General features: G+C 72.9%; 20 protein-coding genes, 1 pseudogene and 1 riboswitch. Of the genes and pseudogenes, 11 read left to right on the top strand and 10 right to left on the bottom strand.

Features of this window, described 5'->3' with window-relative positions:
• The first annotated feature begins 175 nt into the window (after positions 1–175).
• Entirely contained in the window at positions 176–823 is a 648-nt protein-coding gene (locus ACIOJE_RS14825) for a hypothetical protein (RefSeq protein WP_400776397.1), read from the top strand.
• 69 nt (positions 824–892) lie between these two features.
• On the opposite strand, the gene ACIOJE_RS14820 is transcribed toward ACIOJE_RS14825, so the two are convergent.
• The 3 genes from ACIOJE_RS14820 to ACIOJE_RS14810 form a co-directional block, all read right to left on the bottom strand.
• Positions 893–1,573, bottom strand: a complete 681-nt coding sequence (locus tag ACIOJE_RS14820; protein WP_280686278.1) for a YoaK family protein — start codon at positions 1,571–1,573, stop codon at positions 893–895.
• Positions 1,574–1,619: 46 nt separating this feature from the next.
• Entirely contained in the window at positions 1,620–2,354 is a 735-nt protein-coding gene (locus ACIOJE_RS14815; RefSeq protein WP_280686277.1) for an MgtC/SapB family protein, read from the bottom strand.
• A gap of 93 nt (positions 2,355–2,447) precedes the next feature.
• Positions 2,448–4,094, bottom strand: coding sequence for a divalent metal cation transporter (locus tag ACIOJE_RS14810; protein WP_280686276.1), 1,647 nt, complete (start codon positions 4,092–4,094; stop codon positions 2,448–2,450).
• 361 nt (positions 4,095–4,455) lie between these two features.
• Positions 4,456–4,632: riboswitch (M-box (ykoK) riboswitch) on the bottom strand.
• Positions 4,633–4,769: 137 nt separating this feature from the next.
• On the opposite strand from ACIOJE_RS14810, the gene ACIOJE_RS14805 reads away from it, so the two are divergent.
• From ACIOJE_RS14805 to ACIOJE_RS14790, 4 genes are all read left to right on the top strand, one after another.
• Positions 4,770–5,636, top strand: coding sequence for an ABC transporter ATP-binding protein (locus ACIOJE_RS14805; protein WP_400776394.1), 867 nt, complete (start codon positions 4,770–4,772; stop codon positions 5,634–5,636).
• Complete coding sequence (locus tag ACIOJE_RS14800; RefSeq protein ID WP_280686274.1) at positions 5,633–8,374, top strand: FtsX-like permease family protein; 2,742 nt, start codon at positions 5,633–5,635, stop codon at positions 8,372–8,374. The genes ACIOJE_RS14805 and ACIOJE_RS14800 overlap by 4 nt, the downstream gene beginning before the upstream one ends.
• A gap of 334 nt (positions 8,375–8,708) precedes the next feature.
• Complete coding sequence (locus ACIOJE_RS14795; protein ID WP_400776433.1) at positions 8,709–9,077, top strand: BlaI/MecI/CopY family transcriptional regulator; 369 nt, start codon at positions 8,709–8,711, stop codon at positions 9,075–9,077.
• On the top strand, positions 9,074–9,985 hold the full coding sequence (locus tag ACIOJE_RS14790; RefSeq protein ID WP_400776390.1) for a M56 family metallopeptidase: 912 nt from the start codon (positions 9,074–9,076) through the stop codon (positions 9,983–9,985). Before ACIOJE_RS14795 ends, ACIOJE_RS14790 begins: the two co-directional genes overlap by 4 nt.
• Before the next feature lie 346 nt (positions 9,986–10,331).
• Here ACIOJE_RS14790 and ACIOJE_RS14785 read toward each other — a convergent pair whose 3' ends face one another.
• Both ACIOJE_RS14785 and ACIOJE_RS14780 read right to left on the bottom strand, forming a co-directional pair.
• Entirely contained in the window at positions 10,332–12,176 is a 1,845-nt protein-coding gene (locus ACIOJE_RS14785; RefSeq protein ID WP_400776387.1) for an N-acetylmuramoyl-L-alanine amidase, read from the bottom strand.
• 132 nt (positions 12,177–12,308) lie between these two features.
• A complete protein-coding gene (locus ACIOJE_RS14780; RefSeq protein ID WP_400776385.1) occupies positions 12,309–14,237 on the bottom strand; it encodes a PhoX family protein in 1,929 nt (642 codons plus the stop codon).
• Positions 14,238–14,604: 367 nt separating this feature from the next.
• Here ACIOJE_RS14780 and ACIOJE_RS14775 point away from each other — a divergent pair, with 367 nt between their 5' ends.
• Positions 14,605–14,949: a hypothetical protein gene (locus tag ACIOJE_RS14775; protein ID WP_280680540.1), complete on the top strand. Its 345-nt coding sequence runs from the start codon at positions 14,605–14,607 to the stop codon at positions 14,947–14,949.
• Positions 14,950–15,120: 171 nt separating this feature from the next.
• On the opposite strand, the gene ACIOJE_RS14770 is transcribed toward ACIOJE_RS14775, so the two are convergent.
• From ACIOJE_RS14770 to ACIOJE_RS14750, 5 genes are all read right to left on the bottom strand, one after another.
• The gene (locus tag ACIOJE_RS14770) at positions 15,121–15,486 is read right to left on the bottom strand and encodes a peptidoglycan-binding domain-containing protein (protein ID WP_280680539.1); all 366 of its coding nucleotides are present in this window, start codon (positions 15,484–15,486) and stop codon (positions 15,121–15,123) included.
• Between the two features lie 47 nt (positions 15,487–15,533).
• A complete protein-coding gene (locus ACIOJE_RS14765; protein WP_280680538.1) occupies positions 15,534–15,905 on the bottom strand; it encodes a peptidoglycan-binding domain-containing protein in 372 nt (123 codons plus the stop codon).
• A gap of 148 nt (positions 15,906–16,053) precedes the next feature.
• A complete protein-coding gene (locus tag ACIOJE_RS14760; protein WP_280680537.1) occupies positions 16,054–17,139 on the bottom strand; it encodes a peptidoglycan-binding protein in 1,086 nt (361 codons plus the stop codon).
• Between the two features lie 86 nt (positions 17,140–17,225).
• The gene (locus ACIOJE_RS14755; RefSeq protein WP_400776432.1) at positions 17,226–17,459 is read right to left on the bottom strand and encodes a peptidoglycan-binding protein; all 234 of its coding nucleotides are present in this window, start codon (positions 17,457–17,459) and stop codon (positions 17,226–17,228) included.
• Positions 17,460–18,358: 899 nt separating this feature from the next.
• Positions 18,359–19,429, bottom strand: coding sequence for a C40 family peptidase (locus ACIOJE_RS14750; RefSeq protein WP_280680536.1), 1,071 nt, complete (start codon positions 19,427–19,429; stop codon positions 18,359–18,361).
• Positions 19,430–19,732: 303 nt separating this feature from the next.
• Here ACIOJE_RS14750 and mutA point away from each other — a divergent pair, with 303 nt between their 5' ends.
• The 5 genes and pseudogenes from mutA to ACIOJE_RS14725 all read left to right on the top strand — a co-directional run bounded on the left by mutA (position 19,733) and on the right by ACIOJE_RS14725 (position 26,332).
• Positions 19,733–21,655, top strand: coding sequence for a methylmalonyl-CoA mutase small subunit (gene mutA, locus ACIOJE_RS14745; protein WP_400776381.1), 1,923 nt, complete (start codon positions 19,733–19,735; stop codon positions 21,653–21,655).
• A complete protein-coding gene (scpA, locus tag ACIOJE_RS14740) occupies positions 21,655–23,859 on the top strand; it encodes a methylmalonyl-CoA mutase (protein ID WP_280680534.1) in 2,205 nt (734 codons plus the stop codon). The genes mutA and scpA overlap by 1 nt, the downstream gene beginning before the upstream one ends.
• Positions 23,860–23,871: 12 nt before the next feature.
• The gene (gene meaB / locus ACIOJE_RS14735; RefSeq protein WP_400776379.1) at positions 23,872–24,864 is read left to right on the top strand and encodes a methylmalonyl Co-A mutase-associated GTPase MeaB; all 993 of its coding nucleotides are present in this window, start codon (positions 23,872–23,874) and stop codon (positions 24,862–24,864) included.
• Between the two features lie 83 nt (positions 24,865–24,947).
• Positions 24,948–25,121, top strand: a pseudogene (locus ACIOJE_RS14730) (helix-turn-helix domain-containing protein); the annotation flags it as partial.
• 296 nt (positions 25,122–25,417) lie between these two features.
• Positions 25,418–26,332 carry a hypothetical protein gene (locus tag ACIOJE_RS14725; RefSeq protein ID WP_400776435.1) on the top strand — a complete coding sequence of 305 codons (915 nt, stop codon included), beginning with the start codon at positions 25,418–25,420 and terminating at the stop codon, positions 26,330–26,332.
• The last annotated feature ends 25 nt before the right edge of the window (positions 26,333–26,357 follow it).

Here is a 26,357-nt window from a genome sequence, read left to right as displayed (position 1 = left end):
CGGCAGGGACTCCATCGAACGGGCGGCACCGGCGCGCGGCGGCGCGGTCCGGTGGTCCCGGTGGTACGAGTCCGCACGACTCTTGTGCGCGGGCGGCCGCCGGGTGGAAATTGGGTGACGCAGCCCTGCCGACCCCACCGCCACGCCGCCCCAACGCCCCTGAGGAGCCCTCAACGTGTCCAGCACACCCCGGCCCGCGTCGCGCCCGCCGCGAACCGGCCGCCGGCTGCGGCGGGCCTTCGGTGCCCGGCACGAACCGCTGGTCCGGCCGGTCGACCGGGCCCGCGCCCGCGCCTGGCTGCTGGCCACCGTCGGGGCGCTGCTCGCCCTCGCACTCGCCACCGCCGCCGCCCTGCTCAGCTACCACGCCACCGAACCCCGGGCCGACAGCGACCGGCTGCGCCTCCACCGGGTCGACGCCGTGGTGCTCACCCTCCCCGACCACGGCTCCGCCACCGGCGGCCGCTTCGGCGGCGGCTACGGCAACCGCGCCGACGTCGAGGCCTCCTGGACCTACCCCGACGGCCACCCGCACACCGGCACCGTCCAGGCTCCCCGCTCGGCCGTCACCGGAAGCGTCGTCCCGGTCTGGGTCGATCCCGCCGGCGCCGTCTCCGATCCCCCGGCCAACCGCGCGACCCTCGCCGTCTCCGCCGCCTGCACCGGTGCCGGCGGTCTCCTCGCCCTGCTCGCCCTCCTCACCCTCGCCCTACGGCTGCGCCTGCACACCCTCGACCGCCGCTGCGACGAGGACTGGACCCGCGACTGGGCCCGCCTGGAACCCCTCTGGAGCGGCCGGGCCGGGCACCGCCAGGACGACTGACGCCCTCCGACGGACGGCCCGGACGGCCGGATCTCGCAGGACCGAACAGGACCGAACAGGAAGCCCGCCTCAGACCGGCTGGGTCCAGGCGGGGATGTCGGGGCAGGGCCTGGCCGCGCGATGGGTGAGCGCCGCGACCGCGACGAGCAGCACGAGGGCCAGTGCCAGGGCGGTGGGGACGTTGACGTGGAGGACCAGGAGGCCCCCGACGAGGGCGCCGGCGAACATCCAGACGGCGGACGCGAGGCGGCGCGGGCCGGCGCGGTCGGCGACGAGGGCGGTGATGGTCATGGTGAGCACGGTGGTGGTCAGGTCGGGCACCTTGAGGGAACGGACCACCGCGTTCTGGCCGCCCATGGCGAAGCCGAGCAGCCCGATCAGGGTGTAGCGGGCCGGGTCCGAGGCATGGCCGGCCACGGCCGCCAGGACGGTGCTCGCGGCGACGAGCACCGCCTGGACGGCGACCGCGGCGGTCAGCAGGTGCCCCCGGTGGCCGGGGAGCCGCGCGGTCAGGTGGCCGCCGGCCAGCGCGCCGAGCACGAACGCGCCGAGGGCGGTCAGCGAGGCGGTGGCGGAGAGTCCGGCCGCGCCGGCCAGCGCGAAGCCGAGGAAGACCACGTTGCCGGTCATGTTGGCGACGAAGACGTGGCCGAGTTCGAGGTAGCTGACCGCGTCCACCAGGCCGGTGACGACGGTGAGCACCAGCAGCATCGGCACGAGCGGCCCGTGCTTGGGATCGGGTGTGAGCATCGGGGCCTCCCGGTCGGTCGTGTGACGGTGCTTCCGTTCTACTCCCTCAGGCGAGCGCGGGTCGGCCGGGATCGTCGGAGTCGTCGTCGAGGTGCCAGTGCAGGTCCCGGACGCCGGGTTCGAGGGAGAGCCGGCTGACGACCTGTTCGAGGGCGGGGGCGACCTGCCCGGCGATGGCCACGGTGGCGCGCAGGCTGGTGGCGTCGCCCTGCTCGGTGCGGCGGGCGCGCAGGCCGGTGGGGGCGAGGCCGGAGGCGGACAGCGCCTGGAGCAGCAGGGCCCGGATGTGGGTCTCGGCCGTGCGCTCGCACTCCAGGTGGACGGTGGCGCGGACGGTGGAGTCCGGGTCGCTGCCGGACTGCGGGGTCCGGTCGAGCAGCCGTCCGGCCGGGCGCAGGACCAGGTGGACGGCGAGAACCGCGAGCGTGCCGAGGGCCGCCAGTTCGAGCTTTCCGGAGGCGGCGAGCACCCCGACCGCAGCCGAACACCACAGCGTGGCGGCGGTGTTGAGGCCGCGCACGCCGGCGCCGTCGCGCAGGATGACGCCACCGCCGAGGAAGCCGATGCCGGAGACGACGTACGAGGCGACCCGGGTGGGGCTGCCGGTGTCGCCGACGGCCTCGCTGTACAGCACGAACAGGGTGGCGCCGGCGGCGACCAGGGCGTTGGTGCGCAGGCCGGCCATCCGGGCCCGCCACTGGCGCTCGACGCCGATCAGCGCGCCGCAGGCGACGCCGGTGGCCAGGCGGACCAGGAAGTCGATGGTGGTCAGGGTGTGCACGACGGCACCTCCTTCTGTGGGAAGACGAACGGACGGGCGGCGGGCCGCTGCCCACCACCCGTCCGTTCGGGCTGCGGTCGGCGGCTCAGTGGCTCAGTGGCTCAACGCGGTCTGGACGATCTTGATGATGACCATCACCATCGCGAGCAGCAGGTAGGCGCGCAGGGCCCCCATGCCGACCTTGCGGGCGGTGGACATGACCGGCCTGCTCAGGGTCTCCAGCGGGGGCATCCGCCACTCCTCGCGCCCGGTGCGGTCGATCGGCTCCTCCTTGGTGGCCGTGCGGCCGAAGGTGAAGGAGTACCCGGCGACCAGGACGCCCGCCACGCCGCAGCCGGTCATGATCCACAGGATCGCCGCGGAGCTGATGTCCGGCCAGACCACGGCGGCGGTCAGGATGAGCGACAGCGTGACCAGGACGCCGACCACGGCCGAGGTGAAGGCGTTGGTCTTCGGCCCGTTGACCCAGGGGCCGAGGACGTCCTTGTCGTTGCAGAGCAGCAGCAGGAACACCGTGGCGGAGGGCAACAGGACACCAGCGAGCACCTGGACGAACTGCGTCATCAGGCCCTGGGTGTACTCGGTGGACAGCAGGGTGATCGCGGCGGCCACCACGACCAGTCCGGCGTAGATCCCGTAGAAGCCCTTGGCGCCCTTGACGCCCCGGTGCAGCGAGTGCTTGATGCCGAAGACGTCGCCGATGGCGTAGGCGGTGGAGAGGGAGACGGCGAAGGCGCCGATGATCGAGGCGTCCAGCAGGGCTATCGCGAACAGCACGCCCGCCAGGTGGCCGGCCTTGTCCTCGATGCCCCGGGCGAGGGCGGCCGCGTCGGAGAACTGCCCGAAGCCGTCGGTGCCGGCGAAGGTGGCGGCGGTGAAGCCGATCATCGCGGCGGCGCCGACGATGACCACGACGATCCCGATCCACAGGTCGACCTTCTCGTACTTCATGAAACGCGGGGTGATCCGCTTGTCGATGACGTACGACTGCTGGAAGAACAGCTGCCAGGGCGCGACGGTGGTGCCGACGATGGAGATGATCACCAGCATCACGGCCGCCAGCTGGCCCGAGCCCCCCGGCATGCTGGGCACCACGAAGTCGTGCGCCATCTGCGAGGTCTTCGGGTGGACCATGAAGTAGATCGGCACCAGCAGCAGCGAGCCCGCGCAGAGGGTGACGGCGACGCGCTCGAAGCGCTGGAAGGAGCCGGTGAAGGCCGAGGCGATGATGATGCCGGCGGCCAGCACCACCGAGGCGGCCTTGGGCAGGCCGAGGTAGCCGGCCGCCAGGGTGACGCCGATGAACTCGGTGACCAGCGTGAGGGCGTTGAGCAGGAACAGGTCGATGACGCTGAACGCGCCCCAGAACTTGCCGAAGCGCTCCAGGATCAGCCGCGCGTGGCCGACGCCGGTGACGGCGCCCAGGCGCAGCACCATCTCCTGGTTGACGTAGAGGACGGGGACGAGCATCAGGAGCGTCCACAGCAGCTGGGTGCCGTAGTTCTGCCCCGCCTGTCCGTAGGTGGAGAAGGCGCCCGCGTCGTTGTCCCCGACCATCACGATCAGGCCGGGGCCGATGATCGCGAGCAGCGTCTTGAGACGGGCGGAGATGCCGTGGCGCGGGGTGGTGTCGTCGAGCTTGATGGTGCCGAGGGCGCCCTTGATGTCGCCGAGGTGGGCGTCGTCGAGGACGGCGGTGCGGGCGGTGGGGACCTTGGGGTCCAGCATCACGTTGGTCATGGCAGGGGCCTCCCTGCCCCCTTCCCAGGGGGCGACAGGGGGCACGCGGCGGCGATCCTCCCTGCGAGTGCGGGCGCACGCCGACGGACCGCACGGCGGCGCTGAGCGGCGGCGGCCGTGAGGGCATGACGATGCGTCAGACGTCTTGCGTCAAGGCGCGGTTGAGCGCATGACGAAGCGTCGGGTGAACGCGCAGGGAAGGTTGTTACCGCGTGCCGGAGGTGATCGAGAGCATGCGGGGGCAGGGGCAACTGTGGCCCGGACTACTGCAGTCCATATCTCTCGCCTCCTCCCGGTCGGGGACGCACCGACTGTGCGTCGCTTCACGACACGGCAAGGAGCGGACCGACCCGACGGGACCGGTACACCCCAACTCGTCAGAGCTTTGGCACTCCACGGCGTGTCCAGCCTGGTCGGCCGGAAGCCACTTGGGGTCAACCCTTAACTCGGGAAGACCTGTCCTGAACCTGGGCGTCTCTCGACGTCGTCGGGTCAGTGGCCTGTGTCCGTGAAGACGCCTCACCGAACGAGGTGCCTTTCAAATCCCTCCGAGCATAGACCCTCGCCGACCGCCCGGCTGCCGCTTTGCGGCCGATCCTCGACAGCTTTGTAGAAGTTTGACCAAGCCCACCCCTCCACAAGCACCCCCGTCCGGCATATATAGTTCACCGACATATGCAGTTCGACAGCCCACTAGGGGGAAGTGTGTCCCACAGCGATCCGACCCGTTCCGCACCCGTCCTGCACCTGGCCAACGTCACCCGGGTGCACGGGCGGGGCGCAGCCGAGGTGCACGCCCTGCGCGGCGTCGATCTCGCCGTCCATCCGGGCGAGTTCGTCGCCGTCATGGGGCCCTCCGGCTCCGGGAAGTCCACCCTGCTGACCCTGGCCGGTGGACTCGACGCACCCAGCGAGGGCGAGGTCCGGGTCGAGGGCGTCACCCTCGGCGGCCTCGGTCGAGGCCGACTCGCCGACCTGCGGCGGCGCTCCATCGGCTACGTCTTCCAGGACTACAACCTGATCCCCGCCCTCACCGCCGCGGAGAACATCTCGCTGCCGCGCGAACTCGACGGCGTCTCCGGACGAACCGCCCGCCGGGAGGCGCTGGCCGCGCTGGAGGAGCTCGGCATCCTCGAACTCGCCGACCGCTTCCCCGACGACATGTCCGGCGGACAGCAACAACGCGTCGCCATCGCCCGGGCGCTGATCGGCGAGCGCCGGCTGGTGCTCGCCGACGAGCCGACCGGGGCCCTCGACTCCGCCACCGGCGAGGCCGTCCTCGCCGTGCTGCGCGCCCGCTGCGACGCCGGCGCGGCCGCGATGATGGTCACCCACGAGGCGACGCACGCCAGTTGGGCGGACCGGGTGGTCCACCTGAAGGACGGCAGGGTCGCCTCCGAGAGCCACGGGCGCCGCACCGGCAAGCGCCGACTTGGCGGCGACCCGCTCGGCGCCCCCGCAGGCGCCCCCGCCGGGGGCCTCGGCCACGCGGACGGCGGGGCCGGGCACGCGGCCGGCGGCTTCGGCGAGGTGGCCCGATGAGACTCGGCGCATGGAAGGTCGCCCTGCGCATCGCCCGCCGCGACGCGCTGCGCGCGAAGGGCCGCAGCGCCCTGATCGTCGCCATGGTCGCCCTGCCCGTCCTCGGCGTCACCGGCGCCGACGTCGTCCACCGCAGCGGGCAGCTCACGCCGGCCGAACGGGTCGAACGGGTCGTGGGCGGCGCGGACGCGCTGGTCACCGCGCTCGCCCCCGGCCGGAGCGTCGAGCAGGCCCCGGTCGCCGAGGACGGCGCCTTCGCGGTCGAACCCCGCCCCGGGCAGGCGCCCACGCCCGAGCAGCAGAAGGCCGCCGGCACCGACCCGGTCGCCCTGGTCACCGGCCTGCTGCCGCCCGGCAGCGTGCTCACCGCCGCCCGGCCGGGCCCGGAGACCGGCGCGACCTCCCCCGAGGGCCTGGTCCGCACCCTCACCGCCGAGGCCGACCTCACCGACCCGCTCTGGCACGGCCGGCTCAACCTGGTCGACGGCCACGCCCCGGGCGGCCCGCTCGAACTGGCCGCCACCCGGGCCTTCCTCGACAACGCCGGGCTCGCCGTCGGCGGCACCACCACCCTCCCGGGCCTGGAACGGACGACCTTCACCATCACCGGCGTCGTCGAGCACCCGGACGACCTCCGCCGGGTCGAACTCGTCGCCCAGCCGGGCGCGTTGCTGGACCAGATCGCCGCCGCCACGCCACCCGACAGCCCCGCCGGGGAACGCTCCGGGCCCGAACACGGCGCCTGGCTGGTCCGGCTCCCCGCCGGGGCCGCCCTCGACTGGGCCAAGGTCCAGGAGTTCAACGCCCACGGCTACACCATCACCGCCCGCTCGGTCGCGCTCGCCCCGCCGCCGCGCGCCGCCGTCCCCTACTACCGGGACGCCTACCGCTCCATCGGCCCCGCCGCCGACAACAACACCAAGATCGTGGTGGCCACCGTCACCGGCATGGGTCTGCTGGAGGTCGCCCTGCTCGCCGGGCCCGCCTTCGCGGTCGGCGCCCGCCGCTCCCGCCGCCAGCTCGCGTTGCTCGGCGCCGCCGGCGGCCGGCGGTCCCACGTCGGCGCGGTGGTGCTCGGCGGCGGACTCGTCCTCGGCGTGGCCGGGGCAGTGGCCGGGGTGGCCCTCGGCACCGGCGCCGTCGCCGGGCTGCGCCCGTGGATCGAACGGGCCGGCGGCGCCCGCTTCGGGCACTTCGCCCTCCCGCCGCTGGACCTGCTCGCGATCGCCGGCATCGGCCTGCTCACCGCGCTCCTCGCGGCCGCGCTGCCCGCACTGCAGGCCGCCCGCCGCAGCGTCACCGCCGGGCTCACCGGCCGGGACACCGTCCACGGCCCGAACCGGTGGGTCACCCTGCTCGGCCTGGTGCTGCTCGCCGCCGGCGCCATCCTGGCCCTGTACGGCGCGGGCGCGGTGCAACGCGGCCTGCCCGTCGTCAGCACGTACGACGCCCGCACGCTGACCGTGCTCGGCGGCTCCATCACCGCCGAACTCGGCCTGCTCGCCTGCACCCCGTTCCTCGTCGCCCTGGTCGGCCGGGCCGCCGGACGGCTGCCGCTCGGGCCCCGGCTCGCCCTGCGCGACTCCGCCCGGCACCGCTCACGCACCGCGCCGGCCGTCGCCGCCGTCATGGCCGCCGTGGCCGGGGCCGTCGCCATCGGCGTCTACAGCACCAGCACCGACGCCGAGAACCGCCGCGACTACCGGCCGGAGGCCCCGTACGGCGCCGTCCAGCTCCTCGCCACCACCGACGGCCACCAACTCGACGTCATGCGCGCCGAGTTGGGCAAGCAGCTGACCGATCTCGGCCCGCGCGCCGACCTCGCCGACGCGGTGTACCGGTTCTGCGCCAGCTGCTCCAGCACCGTCCAGCTCAAGGGCACCGCGAACTGGCGCACCGCGTCCGGCCCCCCGCGCCTGGCCGCCGGTGACGCCGCCGTGCTCCGCACCCAGTTCGGCGTCCACGACCCGGCCGCCGAACAGGCCCTGGCCGCCGGGAAGATCCTGGTCTTCGACCGCGCGTTCCTCGCCGACGACGGCCGGACGGTGCTCCGGCTGCGCGGCGGCTCCGGCGGGCCGCTGCAGCCCGGCGAGATCCCCAAGCCCGAGCTGCAGGAAGTCCCGGCCGACGCCGTCCTGGTCGAGAACCCGACCGCCGCCCGCTTCGCCCAAGGCCTGATCCTGCCCTCGGCGCTGCCGAAGCTCGGACTCGCCGCACAGCCCACCGGCTCGATCTGGGTGCCCGCCACCCCGCCCGACCGCAAGGCCCAGCAGCGCGCCGAGGCCGCCGTCGTCCGCCTCAACCGGGCCGCCCAGCTGGAGGTCGAGCGCGGCTACCAGCCCCGCGGCGACGCCCTCACCCTGGCCCTCAGCGGGTTCGCCGCACTGGTCGTCCTCGGCGCCGCCGGCATCGCCACCGGGCTGGCCGCCGCCGACTCCCGCCAGGACCAGGCCACCCTGGCCGCCGTCGGCGCGCCACCGCGGATCCGCCGCACGATGGCGGGCCTGCAGTGCGCACTGATCGCCCTGCTCGGGGCGCTGCTGGGAGCGGTCAACGGCTTCGTCCCCGCGGTGGGGCTGCTCAAGTCCCGGGCGAGCGGGTTCGGCAGCCAGCCGGCCCTGATCACCGCGCCCTGGGGACAGCTGCTGCTGGTCGTCCTGGTGCTCCCGGTGGTGGCGGGCCTGCTCGCCGCCCTGTTCACCCGCTCCCGGATCCCGCTCGGGCGGCGGCTGTCCTGAGGCGCCGGGTGCCCTGAGGTCCGTAGCGCCCGCCTCCCCGACTCGGGGCAGGCGGGCGCTCGGCGTGCGGTGTGCGGGCGGGGCGCGCGCCGTGGGCCGGGCACGTGCCGTGGGCGGGCGGGGGTGGCCGTGGTTGTCCTGCGCGCCCGACGGCGCCCGCGTACGATGGCGGGTCGCAGCGGGCCGTGGTTGTCCTGCGCGCCCGACGGCGCCCGCGTACGATGGCGGGTCGCAGCGGGCCGTGGTTGTCCTGCGCGCCCGACGGCGCCCGCGTACGATGGCGGGTCGCAGCGGGCGGTGGGCGCCGGCGGTCGGCGAGGGAGACAGGGCAGTGCTGCGCGGGTTCGGCGAGCTGGAAGCCGAGATCATGGACCGGCTCTGGTCCTGGGGCCGGCCGGCCCCGGTCCGCGAGGTCGTCGACGACCTCCAGCGGCAGCGGCCGGTCGCCTACACCACCGTCACCACGGTGGCCGACATCCTGCACACCAAGGGCTGGCTGCGCCGCGACAAGGTCGGCCGCGCCTGGGTGTACGAGCCGACCTGCACCCGCGAGGAGTACACCGCCGGGCTGATGCACCAGGCCCTGGAGACCACCCCCGACCGGGCGGGCGCACTGCTCCACTTCGTCGACCGGATAAGCGGCGACGAGGTCTCCGCCCTGCTCGCCGCCCTCGAACAGGTGAAGGCCCGGGACACCGAGTGACCCTTGCACTGCTCGGCCTCTACCTGGCCGTGACCGGGGTGCTGCTGCCCCGCCGGATGGCCGGATCGGCCCGCCTGCAGGCGCGTCCGGCGGCGGGCGCGGCGCTCTGGCTGGCGCTGATGGCCTCGTTCCTGGTCGCGCTGCTCCTGGCGGCGCACCACGCGGTGGAGCCGTTCGCCCACGAGCCCGCCGGGCTGGTCGGGCTGTTCCCGCACGTGGAGCCGACCGGGCCGGTCACCGCGCACACCCACGACTGGTGGCTGCTGGCCGCCGCCGGGACCGCGCTCGCCGCGGTGGTGGCGGCCGTCGGCGTGCGGGCCGGGCGGGCCCGGCGGCGGCACCGGGCGCTGCTGGACGTGGTCGCCGTACGGGACCGGCGCTGGGGCGCCCTGGTCCTGGAGCACGCCCACCCGACCGTCTACTGCCTGCCGGGCCGCCGCTCCCGGGTGGTCCTGTCGCGCGGGGCGCTGCAGCTGCTCGACGAGCGGCAGCTCGCCGCGGCGGTCGCCCACGAGCACGGGCACATCCGCGGCCGCCACCACCTCTTCCGGCTGCCGGCGGACACCTTCGCGCTGCTCCTGCGCCCGCTGCCGCTGGCCCGGATCGGGCGCTCGGAGGTGGCGCTGTTGCTGGAGATGGCCGCCGACGACGCGGCGCTGGCGCAGGTGTCGCGCACCGACCTGGCCTCCGCGCTCTGCTCCCTGGCGGCCGGTGGCGCCACGCCGGGCTCCGCGCCGGGCCGGACGCCGGGCGGGGCCCTGGGGGTGGCCGCCACCGGGGTGCTGGCCCGGGTCCGCCGTCTGGCCCGACCGGGCGGCGGCCGGCGGCGGCGCCAACTCGCCTTCCGGCTCGGCGTGGTGGCGCTCCCCCTGCTGCCGTACCTGCTGGTCTGCGCGCCGCATCCGTAGCACGGCGGCTGGCCGCGCGCCCCGGACAGGCCCTCACGGTAGCGGCGCAAGGCCTTCACCGACGCCATGCCGACCCTCGGCGGCGGGGACGACGAAAGCCCGCTCCCACCGAGGCGGGAGCGGGCCGTGCTGCAGGTTCCAGCATCACTTGTCATGCTGAGTGAGCTTGACCTGGGGCATCGGGCGGGTGTCCGGGCGACTTGTCATTGAGTCTGTCCGGACGACTTGTCGCCCACTTCGGATTCTCACGGTGAAGGACGAACTCCCCGGGCGGTGCGAGAGCCTGGATGTCGGGCCGTGACAGCGCCGCGAGGAGCTCGGCGCCTCGTTCGGTCGGGCCGAAGGGTCAGAACCTGCCCTGGTTCAGCGCGTTCTGCAGGGCCGAAATGGTGTCCGGCCCGAACTGGCCGTCGACGGTGAGGCCGGCGCCGCTGGCGTTGAGGAAGGTCTGCAGCGCCTTGTAGGTGGCGGGGCCGGGGTCGCCGTCCTCGACGAGTCCGGCGTTCCCCCACACATTGAGGTGGTGCTGCAGCGACCGCTTGGAGTCGGGCCCCCACTGGCCGTCCACGGTGGAGCCGCACACCCGCTGGACGGCCATGATGGTCAGGGTGCCGAACTGGCCGTCGACGGTGAGGCCGGCGCCGTCGTCGATGTACGCGAAGTACGCGGACTCGGTGGCCGGGCCCCACTGGCCGTCGGCCGTGGTGCCGACCTTGCCCTGCAGCCAGCGCACACCGGCGTCCGTCAGCGGCCCCCAGGCGCCGTCGACGGCCAGCGCCGGGCTGTAGCCCAGGTCGTTGACCGCCTGCTGCTGGCGCGCCACCGAACGCACGGACGTCATGCCGCCGCCGGACGAGCCACCGCCCGCGAACGCCTTGAACGCCGCTTCGGTACCGGGCCCCCACAGGCCGTCGGCCGTGGTGCCGACCTTGCCCTGCAGCCAGCGCACACCGGCGTCCGTCAGCGGCCCCCAGGCGCCGTCGACGGCCAGCGCCGGGCTGTAGCCCAGGCTGTTGACCGCCTGCTGCTGGGCGGAGACCGACCGCACCTGCGTCATGCCGCCACCGCTCGCGCCGCTGGAGTCGGTGGGGGGCGGGGTGTAGTCCGAGCTCGCCCACTCCAGCGGGCGGACCTGCGCCTGCATGCCGTTCTGGACCCAGGCGCGCAGCTGCGCCCCCGGGCAGTCGGTGGAGTTGCCGGGAAGTTGGCCGTGGTAGGTCTTGTCGAGGGTGCGGCCGGTCATGTCGCACGCCTTCTCGTACATCGAGCGGATGGCGGACAGCGCGATGTCCGTGGCGTCCCCGCTCTCCCCGATGAAGCAGACGCCGATGTGCGTGGTGTTGGCTCCGTAGGCGTGCGCCCCCTGCAGGTACCAGCCGCGGCCCTCGAAGACGCGGCCGCTGGTGTCGACCAGGAAGTTGTAGCCGATGTCGGACCAGCCGTTGGAGTCCATGTGGTAGTTCTGGATCTGCCGGACCGACTGCGTCGTCGGCCCGTCCGAGTAGTGCACGGTGAACCCGGTGCGGGCGCTGATGTCCACCGGCGTGATGTCCTTCGCCGGGCGGGCGCCCCACTGGCTGCGCGTGTAGATGTACAGCGTGTCGGAGTTGGGGCCGGCGCCGGTGCCCGAGCCCGGCACGATGAAGTCGCCCCGCTGGACGTACGGGTAGAGCTTTCCGGGGCAGTCCGTGTGGGTCTTCAGGCGCACGTCCCGGTGTCCGGCGATCCGGAAGCCCGCGTCCTTCTCGTTCTGCAGGTAGCCGCACAGGGCCTTGATGCCCGCGGCCATCTCCGGGGTCACGTCGTCGTCGGCGCCGATCAGGCCCATCACGGCGTAGAAGTTGCTGTTGGCCCCGGGCATCTCGACGCCGTTCGCGGCGGACCGACGGCCGAGTCCGCGTCCTTCGAATATGCCGCCGTGCTTGCAGACCAGGAAGTTGTACGGGATGTCGTCGTACTCGGGTTCCTTCTGGCCGAATTCGACCAGGACATCGCCGACGGTGTCGTAGTGCATCGAGTCGTCCTGGATCTTCTTGACCAGCGCGGCGCACTTGTCGTGGGGATCGACGGAGACGTTTCCGGCGCCCTCGTGGTGGATGACGATACCGCCGAGCCACGGGGTGAAGGGAAGCTGGTCGATCTTCTTGGGCGCTTCGGCGCCCCATTCACTGCGCGAGATGATGGTGACCATCTGGTTCTCCGGATTTCGTGCTGAGCTTGCTGATGCGGCGGGCGTCGTGCTGCCGCGGTGGGCGTCCTGCTGTGGCCGGCCGGCGGGCGTCGTGCCGCGGCCGGCAGGAGCGTTACGCGGCGGGTGGGCGCGTTACGCGGCCCCGATGACGCCCCCGTCCGTCCGCTGGATCACGAGCACGGCCGACCGCGGCCGACCGGCGGGGTCGTGGTCGGGCCAGTTGCTGACCACGCGGGGACCGTCCTGGGTGGGCGTGCCCCAGGCCAGCGTGTGCTCGCCCGGGTGCTGGACGTTGACGAACATGGTGCGGCGGTCGGGAGTGGTGATGACGCCGGTGATCTCGGCACCGCGCGGGCCGGTCAGGAAGCGGCGGATCTCGCCGGTGGCCGGGTCGGCGGCCAGCATCGCGTTGTTGCCCAGGTGCTCGTGGCCGGTCTCCGCCCGGTTCTGGTCGTAGGCCGAGATGCCGGTCCCGATCCACAGTCGGCCGTCGGCGTCGGACCACAGGTGCTTCGGCGAACCGAACATGCCGGAGGCGTCCAGGTGGACCTGTCGGTCGTGGGCCGGGTCGCCGGCGAGGACGAAGACGTCCCAGCGGAACCCGGTTTCCCGGCCCTCGCCCTGACCGGCGTTCTCGTCCTCCCGCCACCGGATGATGTGTCCGTACGGGTTGTTGGCGCGGGGGCTGACCGCGGCCTGGTGGGCGTTCGGACCGGAGGCGCAGTGGCCGAGGCCAGGGCTGTTCGCGAGTGCGCAGAAGGCCGTCCCGTCCGGGCCGATCGAGGTCTGCTGGGGCCGGTCCAGCGGGGTGGCTCCGAGCGCGTCCGCCGCCTGCCGGGCCCGCAGCGCGACGTCGGCCTGGTCGGCCCAGCCGTTGTCCCGGGTCAGCGGGCCCTGGCCGTGGGTCAGCGGCAGCCAGCGGCCGGTGCCGTCGTCCTCGAACCGGGCGACGTACAGGGTGCCGTGGTCCAGCGGGCTGCGGCCCTGGGCGCGCAACCGCCACCAGCTGTCCGAACCCGCGAACTTGTAGAGGTAGCCGCCGTTCTCGTCATCGCCGCTGTAGACGACGACCCGGCCGGCGGACTCGGTAACGCTCGCTCCGACGTGCTGGAAGCGGCCCAGCGCGGTGCGCTTCACGGGCGGCGCCTGCGGCGTGCTCGGGTCGATCTCCACGACCCAGCCGAACCGGTTGGCCTCGTTGCCGTTCGCCGCGAGGTCGAAGCGCGCGTCGGCGCGGTGCCAGTTGTAGCCGTCGCCGCGGGCGCTGATGCCGGCCCGCTTCTGCGCGCGGGTCGGTCGCCACGTCGTGCTGTCGGTGCCGAAGTAGCCGGCGACGTTCCGCTCGCCGGTCAGGAACGTCCCCCACGGGGTCACACCGTGTGAGCTGGTGCCGAGCGTGCCCGTGGCGGGCGTGCCCGTACGCAGAGCCGGGTGGTCGGCGTCCAGCGGTCCGGAGAAGGCGACGGGCGTGGCACCGGTGACGCGCACGTTGCGCGGGGAGTCGGCGAGCTGCCAGGTGCCGCCGGTGCGGCGCACCTCCAGCACGCTGACGCCGTGCGCGGCGAGCGCCTTGGCGACCTGCTCCTTCGTGACCGTCGCACCGCCGTGGCCGTACAGGAGGGCGGCGTCGGTGTACTCGTGGGTGAGCACCAGCGTGCCGCGGGAGTCGTCGGTGCCCGGGAAGAAGTGCAGTCCGGCGTGGTGGGAACCGACCTGCTCGGCCTGCTCCGCCGCGGTGTTGCCACCGTCGGCACGCCACTTCGGGCCGTTGTCGCGCACCGCCTGCCCCCACGGCGCGAGCACCCGCACGGAGTACCCGGCGGGCACGGCCACGGCGTCGGCGCTGCTCGCCGGTACGGCGGTGAAGCCGAGCGGGGTCGGCGCCTTGGCGGCCCCGCCCGGCTGTGCGGCGGACGCGGGGGAAGCGGACAGACCGAGGAAGGCGGCGAGGGCAAGGGTGCCGCCGGTCAAGGCCTGACGACGCGACAGGCCGGCGGCCACCACGTCGTCGAACGTGCGGCCGGGAGCTGCCTCCGGATACGGAGCGTGGTGATCTGGCATGGTCGCCACCCAAGGGAAGTTGGCCCGCCGGGGCGGGGTGCGGGGCTGAATAGGACCGACTGCACACGCCGCCTCTCGCGGTCAGGAGGCGCACGGCGAGTGCCGGCCGTGCCGGAGCGCAAGGATCGCCGGCGGGACTCGCGGACCTGAACCTAGATCGACTTGGGCCCCGCAACCATCCTGAGCTTGTCTCAAACGTCCCGACCCCTCGTTTTTGAGACGCCTGAGACGGCGGGGACGGGAACCGGCTCCGAGCCGACGGACCTCGTGGAACCGGAATCCGGCGATCTGCGTTTCCGGAAGGACAGGAAGAGCACGTGGAGGCGGCATGCAGTCAGCGCGGGAGCGGCGGAGCGTTTGGGCGTGGGTGGCGGCCGCCCTGGTCCTGGCCACGGGCGGCACGCTCTTCGGCAACAGCCGCATCCTCGCGACCTGGCGGTTCTGCCTGAGCCAGGACCACGAGCCGAATCCGAACCTGACGACGGCCACGGTGTCCGGGTGGGCCGTCATGCTCGGTGCACTCCTGGCGCTCGGCGCACTTCTGGGCCGCCTGCCGAGGAGCCGCCGGTACCGCCTGCCGGCCATGCTCGCCGCCGCTGCCGTACTGACCTGGCTCTACGTAGCCGGGATGGGATCCCCCGCACCGTTGCGACCCGGGCAGCCGGCGGAATCCGTGTGCCGGATCCTGCCGCCCTTCCCCTTCACGGGCTGAGCCGCCCGGGTAGCGGCCGTCGCCGCCCGCGGCGGGCGATGTGGGCGGCGACGGTGGGGTGGAAGCCGGCGAGGTCGCCGCCGAACTCAACGGGCGCCCACGCAGAACGCTCGGCCGGGAGACCCCGGCCGAGCGTCCCGCCGAGCTCCTGGCGCAGCGAATGGCGATTTGTCAGCAGGTGAGGGTGTTCCACGGGGTGGCCCAGAAGTCCAGCGCGTTCCAGGTCTTCGGACCGACGATGCCGTCGGCCTGGAGCTTGGCGCACCCCTGGAACTTCTTCACCGCGGCGAGGGTCTGGTCGCCGAACTGCCCGTCGACGCCCAGGTTGAAGGGGGTGGAGAAGAGGGTGGAGGATGCGTTCAGTTCGCACTGCAACGCCTTGACCTCGTCACCGCTGTCACCGTAGCTCAGCTCCGCCTGGCTCCAGCTGTACACGCCGCAGTCCGAGGTTTCGGCCGAGGCGCTGCCGGCGGTGGTCACACCGAATCCGGCGGCCAGAACGGTGGCGACCGCGACGGCCGCAAGCTTGCTACGCATGGTTCTTCCTTCGGTACAGGTGGTCGGGAGTACTTGGTCGGGCCGGATCAGCAGATGTAGTTCGCCGCGGTGTCGATGTCGCTCTGGTAGTCCAGTGCGGCCCAGGTCTTCGGGCCGACGATGCCGTCGGCCTGGAGACCGGCGCACCCCTGGAACTTCTTCACGATGGAGAGGGTGTTGTCGCCGAAGATCCCGTCCACCTGCAGACCGGCGCCGCGCACGCTGTAGTTGAGCTCGCACTGCAGCGCCTTGATCTCCGCGCCGCTGTCGCCGTAGCTCACCTGCGGCTCGTTGTCGCTGGTGAAACCGTAGTAGCTGCACACGGCGGGGGTGCTGGCGGACGCGGTGGTGGCGGTGCCGACTCCGAGGCCGGTGAACACGACGGCTCCCGCGGCGATGGCAGCGAGCTTGGTACGCATGGGCGTTCTCCTTCACATGGGACAGGTGGATGGCCCGGGGCGGACGGTGAGGCCGCCGATGACACGGCTGGGCGAACGGTCCCCGGGCGGGTGATGTCGGGTGTCGCGCGGGTGGCGGCTGCCGTCACCCGCGCGACGCCCGCACGCGTCAGGCCGTGACGTGGTACCAGTAGCCGCCGGTACGCAGGCTGACGTAGTGGACGTTGGTGCCCGTCTCCTTGGCCTCGTACATCATGTCCGCGCCGGTGGCGGGGTCGGTGCCGGCGTAGAGCACGACGTGCACGGTGTTGTGCGCGTCCGTGCCGAAGTACTCGACGTCGCCGGGCCGGCGCTGGGACTCCGTGATCGGGGTGAGGTGCTGGTCCAGGGTCTGCTCGGTGGTGTCGCCGCCGTTGGCGAGGTCGATGCCTGCGCCGAACCAGAAGGCCGCGCGGACCAGGCCCGAGCAGTCCAGGCCGGCGGTGGTGTTGGCCGGGCAGGGCTGGATCGAGCCGGTGTAGCCGTCGCAGGTGCCGAGCGACGGGCCGGGGCCCTCGCCGCGCAGCGAGTGGCCGCCGCCCCACACGTACGGGACGCCCAGGTAGGACTTGGCCGCGTTCAGGACCTTGGCGGGGTCGACGGGGCCGCGGGGCAGCGGGGTGGGGGTACCGGCGTAGAGGGCGTTCTTGACGGCGGTGTCGACGATCCCGTTGATGGTCAGGGTGTGCGCGGCCTGGAAGTTGCGCACGGCCGTGTCGGTGGCCGACCCGAACTGCCCGTCCACGGTGAGGCGGCCCGCGTTGAAGGTGTTCAGCATCGTCTGCAGGGTCGTGGCGCACGCACCAGTGGCGCCCTTCTGCAGGTCGCCGCACTGGGTGCGCAGGTCCACGGTGCCGGAGGCGGCGGCCGCCGCCGCGTCGAGCGCCGACTTGGTGGCCGGACCGACGATGCCGTCGACGCTCAGGGCGTGCGCGGACTGGAAGGTGCGCACGGCCGTGTCGGTGGCCGGCCCGAACTGCCCGTCCACGGTGATCTGGGCACCGGTCAGATTGAGCTCCAGCTGGAGCTGGGTGACACAGCCGTCGGCCTCACCCTGCTGCAGGTCGGCCGGGCAGGCCGAGGAGGTGAGGGGTATCGGGGTCGGCGCGGCCGCGGCGGATGCGGCCGAGGCGGTGTACGCGCCGACGCCCGCCAGCACGGCCGCCAGGGCCAGGCCCAGCGACAACCGGCGCCGGGTGGGGAGGAGGGTGCTCACAGGAGGGTCTCCAGATCCGTGATGATTCGTCAGAGAGGGCAGGGTGCTTCACCTCCCTGGTGCTCGTTGTGCTCGACGGGCAGGTGCTACTCGAACAGCCCCGAGTCGCTGGGCACGTAGGTGAAGCAGTAGCCGGACTTCCCGCCGTAGTACTGGTCGCCGTGGTAGAGGATGTTGTCGCCGGTGAAGGGACCGACGATGCCGTCCGGCGGCACGTGGACGAAGGTCTGGAACCACAGGACCTGGTCCTTGGTCTGCGGGCCCCAGACACCGTCCTCGTCGACGGTCGCCCGGTTGTTCTGCCGGGCGACATCGTTGATCAGGTGCTGGACACACCAGACGGCGTGGGTGTCGTCGGTGTAGCCGTCACCGAGGGTCGGGGCGCTGCGGCTGGCGCTGACGGGGCCGGCCAGGGTGAGGAGGGCGGCGACGGCGGCCGCAGTGGCGGCCTTGGCGATACGGGACTTTGAGACTCACGGAGTGTCCCTCCCAGGAATCGGTCTCGGGTGTCGGCTCGTGATCACCGAGCCACGGCAGAACTGTGCCTCACTCCGCGGTCCGTCCGGGAGCTGGTCTGACGTCCCATCAGCCACTGGGACGCGTCCCACGGCGCTGACCTGTGTTGTGAGACGCGTTTCCATTTGGGCGTGAGACCTCTGTGACGGAATATGCCCTTCCCCGGGCCCGAGCCGGCCGCCCGGTGCCGGCGGGGACGCAACCGGCGAGGCCTCGGGGCCTGGCTGGTGGCGGGGCGCGCTGCGCGCGTTCGGACCACGCTGCCCGACGGCTGGATGCCGTTCGCGCGCTCCGACTCCGGAGACGCGAAAGTGCCGGGCGATCCCGTGGGAGGGACCGCCCGGCACTTCTCGTGCGGGGGCTGCTCAGTGCTGGTGGTCGGCGGCCGGGGCTTCGGCTTCCGCAGTGCCGACGCAGTCACCGCTCTCGTCATGCTCTGCCCCGTCGGCAACCGCCCGACCCTACCCCGCCACCAACTCGCATGACCTCACCCACAGGTCCAGCAGAAGAGTCCCAAAAGATCCTGCTCGGCACGCGAAACAGTGAGAACCCGACAACACGGATGAGACCGAGTGAGAATCCGCCAGCTGTAGTGCGACAGGACAACAGGTGTCCGGACGAGTTGTCACCAACGACAAGTTGATGACAACTCATCCGGAATATGACAGGCCTAACTGGAAACTACACGTGCGACCGGCCGGGATCAGGGCCGGACGGCGCCCACGTACGGCATGGCGGAGATCGGGAGGACCTCGACGTTCTTGCCGGTTCGCGGGGCGTGGATCATCTTGCCGTCGCCGATGTAGACGCCCACGTGGTGGATGTCGGGGTAGAAGAAGACCAGGTCGCCGGGCTGGAGGTCGGACCGATCGACGCGGGCGCCGGCGTTCCACTGGTCCTGGGACATCCGGGGGAGCTTGACGTTGGCCGCGCGGTAGGCGCCGCCGGTGAGGCCGGAGCAGTCGAAGCTGTTGGGACCGGTCATGCCCCAGCCGTAGGGCTTGCCGAGCTGGGCGTAGGCGAACTGGAGGACGGTGGCGGCGCGCCCGCTGGCGGGCGGCGCCGGGGTGTTCATGTTCGGGCGCTCGGCGGAGCGGGAGGCGCGGTCGGCGGCGGCTGCCTGCTGGGCCTCGGCCTTGGCCTTCTCGGCGTTCTGCTGGGCGTTGATCTTGGCGCGGTCCTCGGCGCTCAGCTTGTTGAGCATGCCCTGGGCCTGGGCGAGCTTGGCCTGGATCTGCTTCTTCTTCTCCCCCAGCTCGGTGCCGACGGAGTCGAGCTGGGCCAGGGTGGCGGTGGCCTCGGCGCGGTCCTGGTCGAGCTTGCGCTGCTCGTTCTGGGCCTGCTTGAGCAGGGATATCTGGGAGTCGGCGAGGTGGTTCTGCACCGAGGCGCGCTCCAGGTAGGCGGCCGGGTCGGAGTCGAGCATCAGCTGAAAGGACGGGTCGATGCCGTTGGTGCGGTACTGGTCGGCGGCCACCGCGCCGAGCTGGGAGCGCAGTTCGTTCATCGCCTCCTGCCCGCGGGCGACCTTCTCCTGGATCTTGCCGGCGTCGCTCTGGAGCCTCTGCTGCTTCTCCTGGAAGCCGTTGTACTGCTCGACGGCCTGCTCGGCCTCCTCGTTGAGCTTGTCCACCTGTTCCTTGACGGAGGCCAGGCTGGGGGTGGGCTCGGCGTGGGCGGTGCCGGAGGCGAGGACGGCGCCCCCGGCCATGGCCGTGGTGAGGACCGCCAGGCGGGCCCGGCTCGGGGGGCTGGGCTTGCGGCGCTTTCCCATGGGCGGTGGGCTCTCCTTCGGGGGAATCGGGGGACGGCGAAGGCGGGCGGGAACGCACGGGGGATGACGCTCCCGCTCACCTTCTTCGAAGTAACTTAATAGATAGCGGAGGAGGTTCCGCAATCCCCCTGTTCCGGGCCGTTCCGGGCAATCGATCGTGCTCCCTGACACCGGCGTTGACCTCGCGTGCCGCCGCTCGCGGCACTCCTCGCCGTCCGCAGTGCTGAAGACGGGCCAAATCGAGGGAAAGGTCACACGCGCCGCCCCTCCTGCGGGCTTGCGAACGAGCGCTAACCTGCGGTCATGAACGTCCTGCCCGAAGGGCTCCCCCTCGCCGCCGAGTTCCCGGCCGCGCACCGCGAGCAGTGGCAGCAGCTCGTCGAGGGCGTGCTGCGCAAGTCCGGCGCGCAGCCCGCGGACGGTGCCGCCGCCGAGCGGGCGCTCACCACCGAACTCCCGGACGGGCTGCGCGCCCGCCCCCTGTACACCGCCGAGGACGCCCCGACCCCGCCCGGCTACCCGGGCTTCCCGCCGTTCGTGCGCGGCGGCCGCCCGCAGGGCTCGACCGTCGCCGGGTGGGACGTCCGCCAGCGGCACGCCGACCCGGACCGCCGGCGCACCAACGAGGCCGTGCTGGCCGACCTGGAGCACGGCGTCGGCTCGCTCTGGCTGGAGCTGGGCGGCGCAGGCCTGCCGGTGTCCGCCCTGCCCGAGGCGCTGACCGGGGTATACCTGGACCTGGCCGCCGTGTCACTCGACGCCGGGCCCGAATTCGGCGCCGCCGCCGCGCAGTTGTTCGCCCTGTACGAGCAGCGCGAGGTCTCCCCCGGCGCCGCCGCCGGCAACCTCGGCGCCGACCCGCTGGGCCTGCAGGCCCGCACCGGCGAGACCGGGCGGACGGCCGCGCTGCTCGCCGAGGCCACCGCGCTGGCCGCCCGCTGCGCCGCCGAGTACCCGGGCGTCCGGGCGCTCACCGTGGACGCCCTGCCCTACCACGAGGCCGGCGCCTCGCCCGCGCAGGAGCTCGGCTGCTCGCTCGCCACCGGCGTCGCCTACCTGCGGGCGCTGACCGCCGCCGGGCTCTCGGTGGACGCCGCGCTCGGACAGCTGGAGTTCCGCTACGCCGCCGACGCCGACCAGTTCCTGACCATCGCCAAGTTCCGTGCCGCACGCCGCCTCTGGGCCCGCGTGGCCGAGGTGTCGGGGGCCGGCGCCGAGGCCTCGGCGCAGCGCCAGCACGCCGTCACCTCCCGGGTGATGATGACCGCCCGCGACCCGTGGGTGAACATGCTGCGCACCACCGTGGCCTGCCTGGCCGCCGGCGTGGGCGGCGCCGACGCCGTCACCGTGCTGCCCTTCGACAGTGCGCTCGGCCTGCCGGACCCCTTCGCCCGCCGGATCGCCCGCAACACCCAGTCGGTCCTGCTGGAGGAGTCCCACCTGGCCCGGGTCGTCGACCCGGCCGGCGGCTCCTGGTACGTCGAGCAGCTGACCGAGGAGCTGGCGCGGGCCGCCTGGGCCTGGTTCCAGGAGATCGAGCGGGCCGGCGGGCAGCAGGCGGCGCTCGGCTCCGGGCTGGTCGGCGAGCGGATCGCGGCGACCTGGGCGGAGCGCTCGGTCAAGCTCGCCAGGCGGCGCGAACCCGTCACCGGCGTCAGCGAGTTCCCGCACCTGGACGAGCAGCCGCTGGTCCGCGAACCGGGCCCGGCCGGGCCCGGCGGCGGACTGCCGCAGGTGCGCCGCGCCGAGGCGTACGAGGCGCTGCGGGACCGCTCGGACGCCCACCTCGCGGCCACCGGCGCCCGGCCGACGCTCTTCCTCGCCTCCCTCGGCACCGCCTCCGCGCACACCGCGCGGACCACCTTCGCCGCCAACCTGTTCCAGGCCGGCGGCATCGCGACCACCGGCGCCGAGGGCACCGACGCCGTGGCCTTCGCCGAGGCCTTCACCGCCTCCGGCGCCACCGTCGCCTGCCTCTGCTCCAGCGACGCGCTGTACGGCGAGCACGCCGGGGCCGTCGCGGCCGCCCTGAAGGCGGCGGGCGCGCGGCGGGTGCTGCTGGCCGGGCGGCCCGGCGAGCAGCGGGCGGCCTACGAGGCGGCGGGCGTGGACGGCTTCGTGGCCGCGGGCGGCGACGCCGTCGCCACGCTGGCCGGCCTGCTGGCCGAGATCACCGGTGCGGGCACCGACACGACGAGCAGCACCGACGAGAGCAAGGTGGCGTGATGATCCCCGACTTCACCGGAATCGGGCTGGACGGCGACGCCGCCCGGGACGTCACCGACGGCCAGTGGCGGGCCGCGTGGCGCCAGGCCACCGGCAAGGACGTCGACGAGCTGGTCTGGGACACCCCCGAGGGCATCGGCGTCAAGCCGCTGTACACCGCGGCGGACCTGTCCGGCCTGGACTTCCTGGAGACCTACCCCGGCATCGCCCCGTACCTGCGCGGGCCGTACCCGACGATGTACGTCAACCAGCCGTGGACCGTCCGCCAGTACGCGGGCTTCTCCACCGCCGAGGAGTCCAACGCCTTCTACCGCCGCAACCTGGCGGCCGGCCAGAAGGGCCTCTCGGTCGCCTTCGACCTGCCGACCCACCGCGGCTACGACAGCGACCACCCGCGCGTCACCGGCGACGTCGGCATGGCGGGCGTGGCGATCGACTCGATCTACGACATGCGCCAGCTGTTCGACGGCATCCCGCTGGACAAGATGTCGGTGTCGATGACGATGAACGGCGCGGTGCTGCCCGTCCTGGCGCTGTACATCGTGGCCGCCGAGGAGCAGGGGGTGGCACCCGAGAAGCTGGCGGGGACCATCCAGAACGACATCCTCAAGGAGTTCATGGTCCGCAACACCTACATCTACCCGCCGCAGCCGTCGATGCGGATCATCTCGGACATCTTCGCGTACACCTCGCAGAAGATGCCCCGGTACAACTCGATCTCCATCTCCGGCTACCACATCCAGGAGGCCGGGGCCACCGCCGACCTGGAGCTGGCCTACACCCTGGCCGACGGGGTGGAGTACCTGCGCGCGGGCCTGGACGTGGGGCTGGACGTGGACGCCTTCGCGCCGCGGCTGTCGTTCTTCTGGGCAATCGGCATGAACTTCTTCATGGAGGTCGCCAAGCTGCGCGCGGCCCGGCTGCTGTGGGCCAAGCTGGTCAAGCAGTTCGACCCGAAGAACGCCAAGTCCCTTTCGCTGCGCACCCATTCGCAGACCTCCGGCTGGTCGCTCACCGCCCAGGACGTGTTCAACAACGTCACCCGGACCTGTGTCGAGGCGATGGCCGCCACCCAGGGCCACACCCAGTCGCTGCACACCAACGCGCTCGACGAGGCGCTGGCGCTGCCCACCGACTTCTCCGCCCGGATCGCCCGCAACACCCAGCTGCTGCTCCAGCAGGAGTCCGGCACCTGCCGGGTGATCGACCCGTGGGGCGGCTCGGCGTACGTCGAGAAGCTCACCCACGACCTCGCCGCCCGCGCCTGGCAGCACATCCAGGAGGTCGAGGCGGCCGGCGGCATGGCCAAGGCGATCGACGCGGGCATCCCGAAGATGCGCGTCGAGGAGGCCGCCGCCCGTACCCAGGCGCGGATCGACTCCGGCCGGCAGCCGGTGATCGGTGTCAACAAGTACCGGGTGGAGAACGACGAGCAGATCGACGTGCTCAAGGTCGACAACTCCTCGGTGCGGGCCCGGCAGTTGGAGAAGCTGCGCCGGCTGCGGGAGGAGCGCGACGAGGCCGCGACCCAGGACGCGCTGAACGCGCTCACCCGGGCCGCCCAGGCCGGTCCGCAGCGCGGCGGCTCACTGGACGGCAACCTGCTGCACCTGGCCGTCAACGCGGCCCGGGCCAAGGCCACCGTCGGCGAGATCTCGGACGCCCTGGAGAAGGTGTACGGCCGGCACTCCGGCCAGATCCGTACCATTTCCGGTGTGTACCGAGACGAAGCGGGCCCGTCGGCCTCCCTCCAGCGCACCCGGGACCTGGTCGAGCGGTTCGAGCGGGCCGAGGGCCGGCGGCCGCGCATCCTGGTCGCCAAGATGGGCCAGGACGGCCACGACCGCGGCCAGAAGGTGATCGCCACCGCCTTCGCCGACCTCGGCTTCACGGTGGACGTCGGCCCGCTGTTCCAGACCCCGGACGAGGTGGCCCGCCAGGCCGTCGAGGCGGACGTCCACATCGTCGGCGTCTCCTCGCTGGCCGCCGGACACCTCACCCTGGTGCCCGCGCTGCGCACCGCGCTCGCCGAGGCGGGCCGGGAGGACATCACCATCGTGGTCGGCGGGGTGATCCCCCCGCAGGACTTCGACGCGCTGTACGAGGCGGGCGCGGCGGCGGTCTTCCCGCCCGGCACGGTCATCCCGGACGCCGCCTACGACCTGCTGAAGTCGCTGGCGGCCGACCTCGGCCACGAGCTGTGAGCCGTTGATCGCATGCCTCCGCGGATGATCGACCTCGACAGCTACGTGACGGGCGTCCTGGACGGCTCGCGCGCCTGGATCGCGCGGGCCGTCACCCTCGTCGAGTCCTCCCGGCCCGACCACCGCGCGCTCGCGCAGCAGCTGCTTCAACGGCTGCTGCCGCACGCGGGCGGGGCGGTCCGGGTGGGCGTCACCGGCGTTCCCGGTGTCGGCAAGTCGACCTTCATCGACTCCTTCGGCACCATGCTGACGGGGTCGGGCCACCGGGTCGCGGTGCTGGCCGTCGACCCGACGTCGAGCCTCACCGGCGGCTCCATCCTGGGCGACAAGACCCGGATGGAGCGCCTGGCCGTCGATCCGCACGCCTTCGTCCGCCCCTCTCCCACCTCGGGTACTTTGGGCGGCGTCGCCAAGGCCACCCGGGAGTCGATGGTGGTGATGGAAGCGGCCGGCTACGACGTGGTGCTGGTGGAGACGGTCGGCGTCGGCCAGTCGGAGACGGCCGTGGCCGGGATGGTCGACACCTTCCTGCTCCTCAGCCTGGCCCGCACCGGCGACCAGCTGCAGGGCATCAAGAAGGGTGTGCTGGAGCTGGCGGACGTCATCGCCGTCAACAAGGCGGACGGCCCGCACGCGGCCGACGCCCGCGCTGCGGCCCGTGAACTCGCGGGCGCACTGAGGCTGCTGCAGGCCCCCGATGCCGCGTGGACGCCTCCGGTGCTCACCTGCAGCGGGCGGGACGGCGCCGGGCTGGACGTGCTGTGGGAGCGGCTGCAGCAGCACCGCAAGGTGCTCGACGCGACGGGCGCGCTGGCCGCCAAGCGGCGGGAGCAGCAGGTGAAGTGGACCTGGACGATGGTCCACGACCAGCTCTACGCGCGGTTGCACGAGCACCCGGACGTACGGCGCCTGGCCCCCGAGTTGGAACGCCAGGTCCGGGAGGGCTCGCTTCCGGCCGGCCTGGCCGCGCAGCAGATCCTGGACGGCTTCTTCGGCGACTCGTAGGTCCACAAAGCACCTCGACTCGCACGCGACGTCGAGGCGCTTTGTCGTACGGTCAGGCGGAAGGTACCCGGAAGGGGACCAGGATGACGCAGTGGACTGACTGCACCACAGGCGAGCGCATCAAACCTCTGCGCGGCACGGACATGACGCAGGAACAACTCGCCGAAGCCTCAGGCCTGTCGGTGGCAACGATCCGCAAGGCAGAGCGCAATCTCGGCGGCAGCCTGCAGACACTGCTGCGGATCTCCGCCGCGCTGCACACCGACGTGTCGGTGATCCTCGGCCAGCAGGCCCCCCGCCGGGCGATGCACGGCGCCGACCGGGCGATGATGCGCGAGCTGTCCCGCGCGGTCCACGACACCGCCGCCGGCGTCGGCGTCGACGTGCAGCCGCCGCCCCCGGCCGAGCTCGCCGCCGGGTCGTCCACTACCGCTACCAGTACGGGCTGGACTACACGTTCCCCGTCCCGCGCCTGGTCCTCTCGGACCTGTACCTGTTCCACTCCTTCACCGCCCCGGCCGGCGAGATCGCCGCGCACCTGCGGCAGATCGGCATGTGGCTCGACCAGGGCACGTGGCGCTCGCAGGGCGACGGCGTGTGGGCGAAGGGTGACCTGCGGGTCACCGTTACCGAGTACGACGACCACCCGCAGGACGAGCGTGCCGGGCGCCCCACGCCGGCCGGCTTCCGGTCCGTCGACCTGCGCTTCGTCTCGGAGGACTTCAAGGTTCCGCGCACCGTACGGAACCTGCCGTGGGATGTTCTCGCGGGCGGTATGCGGATCAAGGACCGGCGTGGAGAGCCGACGATCGCGCCCGACCTGACGCCGATCCTGGACTTCCTGCCGTTTCAGGTCGAGGTCGGCTGCGGCATGTCGATCGAAGCCGGTATCCCGCCGCTGCACTACCTGCACGAGGTGTACCGGGTCACCGACCGCCGCGACAACACCCTGACGCCGTCCCACGCTTTCACCCTCAGCCCCGAGGCTGACACGCTGATCCCGGAGATGCTACTCAGCGCCGACACCAAGGCGCCCGACCTGGTCGCGATGTTCCGCGCATGCTTCCTGGCCGAGCCGACGGCCGCGCACCACGCGCTCAAGGCCCTCCACACCGCCGGCTACCTGGTCGGCCCGGTGATCACGCACAACTTCGACGCCCTCTCGGCGCGGGCCGGGCTGCCCGAGGTCTTCGTCCGCCGCTATGACCAGAAGATCCCACCGGTGCCGCTGCTGCCCGAGGCCCGGGCCCTGCTGGTCGTCGGCCTGCACGCAGACCGGCGCGCGGTCCAGCAGCGCGCCCGCGAGATGGGCATGCGCATCTTCTACGTCGACCCCGAAGGGCTGGTGGAGAACGGCACCTTCAAGCCCTACCCGATCGAGGGAGCCCGTACCGGCGACGTGGTCGTACGGCAGGCCGCGATCCCGGCCCTGCTCCGGCTGTGCGAGCTGCTGAACGTCACCGCGTGACAGGCCGTCACATGTCGGCCGGTTG

The sequence above is a fragment of the Kitasatospora sp. NPDC087861 genome (assembly GCF_044742585.1).
In the GTDB taxonomy this organism is placed as follows: Bacteria; Actinomycetota; Actinomycetes; order Streptomycetales; family Streptomycetaceae; genus Kitasatospora.
Note: the sequence above shows the minus strand (reverse complement) of the source record. Positions and strands in the feature narration are given on the sequence as shown.

What these genes read in the sequence shown, in the direction of transcription:
- ACIOJE_RS14820 (WP_280686278.1), bottom strand. Translation starts at nt 1,573, where the DNA reads ATGCTCACACCCGATCCCAAGCACGGGCCGCTCGTGCCGATGCTGCTG.
- ACIOJE_RS14810 (WP_280686276.1), bottom strand. Translation starts at nt 4,094, where the DNA reads ATGACCAACGTGATGCTGGACCCCAAGGTCCCCACCGCCCGCACCGCC.
- ACIOJE_RS14805 (WP_400776394.1), top strand. Translation starts at nt 4,770, where the DNA reads ATGCAGTTCGACAGCCCACTAGGGGGAAGTGTGTCCCACAGCGATCCG.
- ACIOJE_RS14800 (WP_280686274.1), top strand. Translation starts at nt 5,633, where the DNA reads ATGAGACTCGGCGCATGGAAGGTCGCCCTGCGCATCGCCCGCCGCGAC.
- ACIOJE_RS14785 (WP_400776387.1), bottom strand. Translation starts at nt 12,176, where the DNA reads ATGGTCACCATCATCTCGCGCAGTGAATGGGGCGCCGAAGCGCCCAAG.
- ACIOJE_RS14780 (WP_400776385.1), bottom strand. Translation starts at nt 14,237, where the DNA reads ATGCCAGATCACCACGCTCCGTATCCGGAGGCAGCTCCCGGCCGCACG.
- ACIOJE_RS14770 (WP_280680539.1), bottom strand. Translation starts at nt 15,486, where the DNA reads ATGCGTAGCAAGCTTGCGGCCGTCGCGGTCGCCACCGTTCTGGCCGCC.
- ACIOJE_RS14765 (WP_280680538.1), bottom strand. Translation starts at nt 15,905, where the DNA reads ATGCGTACCAAGCTCGCTGCCATCGCCGCGGGAGCCGTCGTGTTCACC.
- ACIOJE_RS14750 (WP_280680536.1), bottom strand. Translation starts at nt 19,429, where the DNA reads ATGGGAAAGCGCCGCAAGCCCAGCCCCCCGAGCCGGGCCCGCCTGGCG.
- mutA (WP_400776381.1), top strand. Translation starts at nt 19,733, where the DNA reads ATGAACGTCCTGCCCGAAGGGCTCCCCCTCGCCGCCGAGTTCCCGGCC.
- scpA (WP_280680534.1), top strand. Translation starts at nt 21,655, where the DNA reads ATGATCCCCGACTTCACCGGAATCGGGCTGGACGGCGACGCCGCCCGG.
- meaB (WP_400776379.1), top strand. Translation starts at nt 23,872, where the DNA reads ATGCCTCCGCGGATGATCGACCTCGACAGCTACGTGACGGGCGTCCTG.
- ACIOJE_RS14725 (WP_400776435.1), top strand. Translation starts at nt 25,418, where the DNA reads ATGTGGCTCGACCAGGGCACGTGGCGCTCGCAGGGCGACGGCGTGTGG.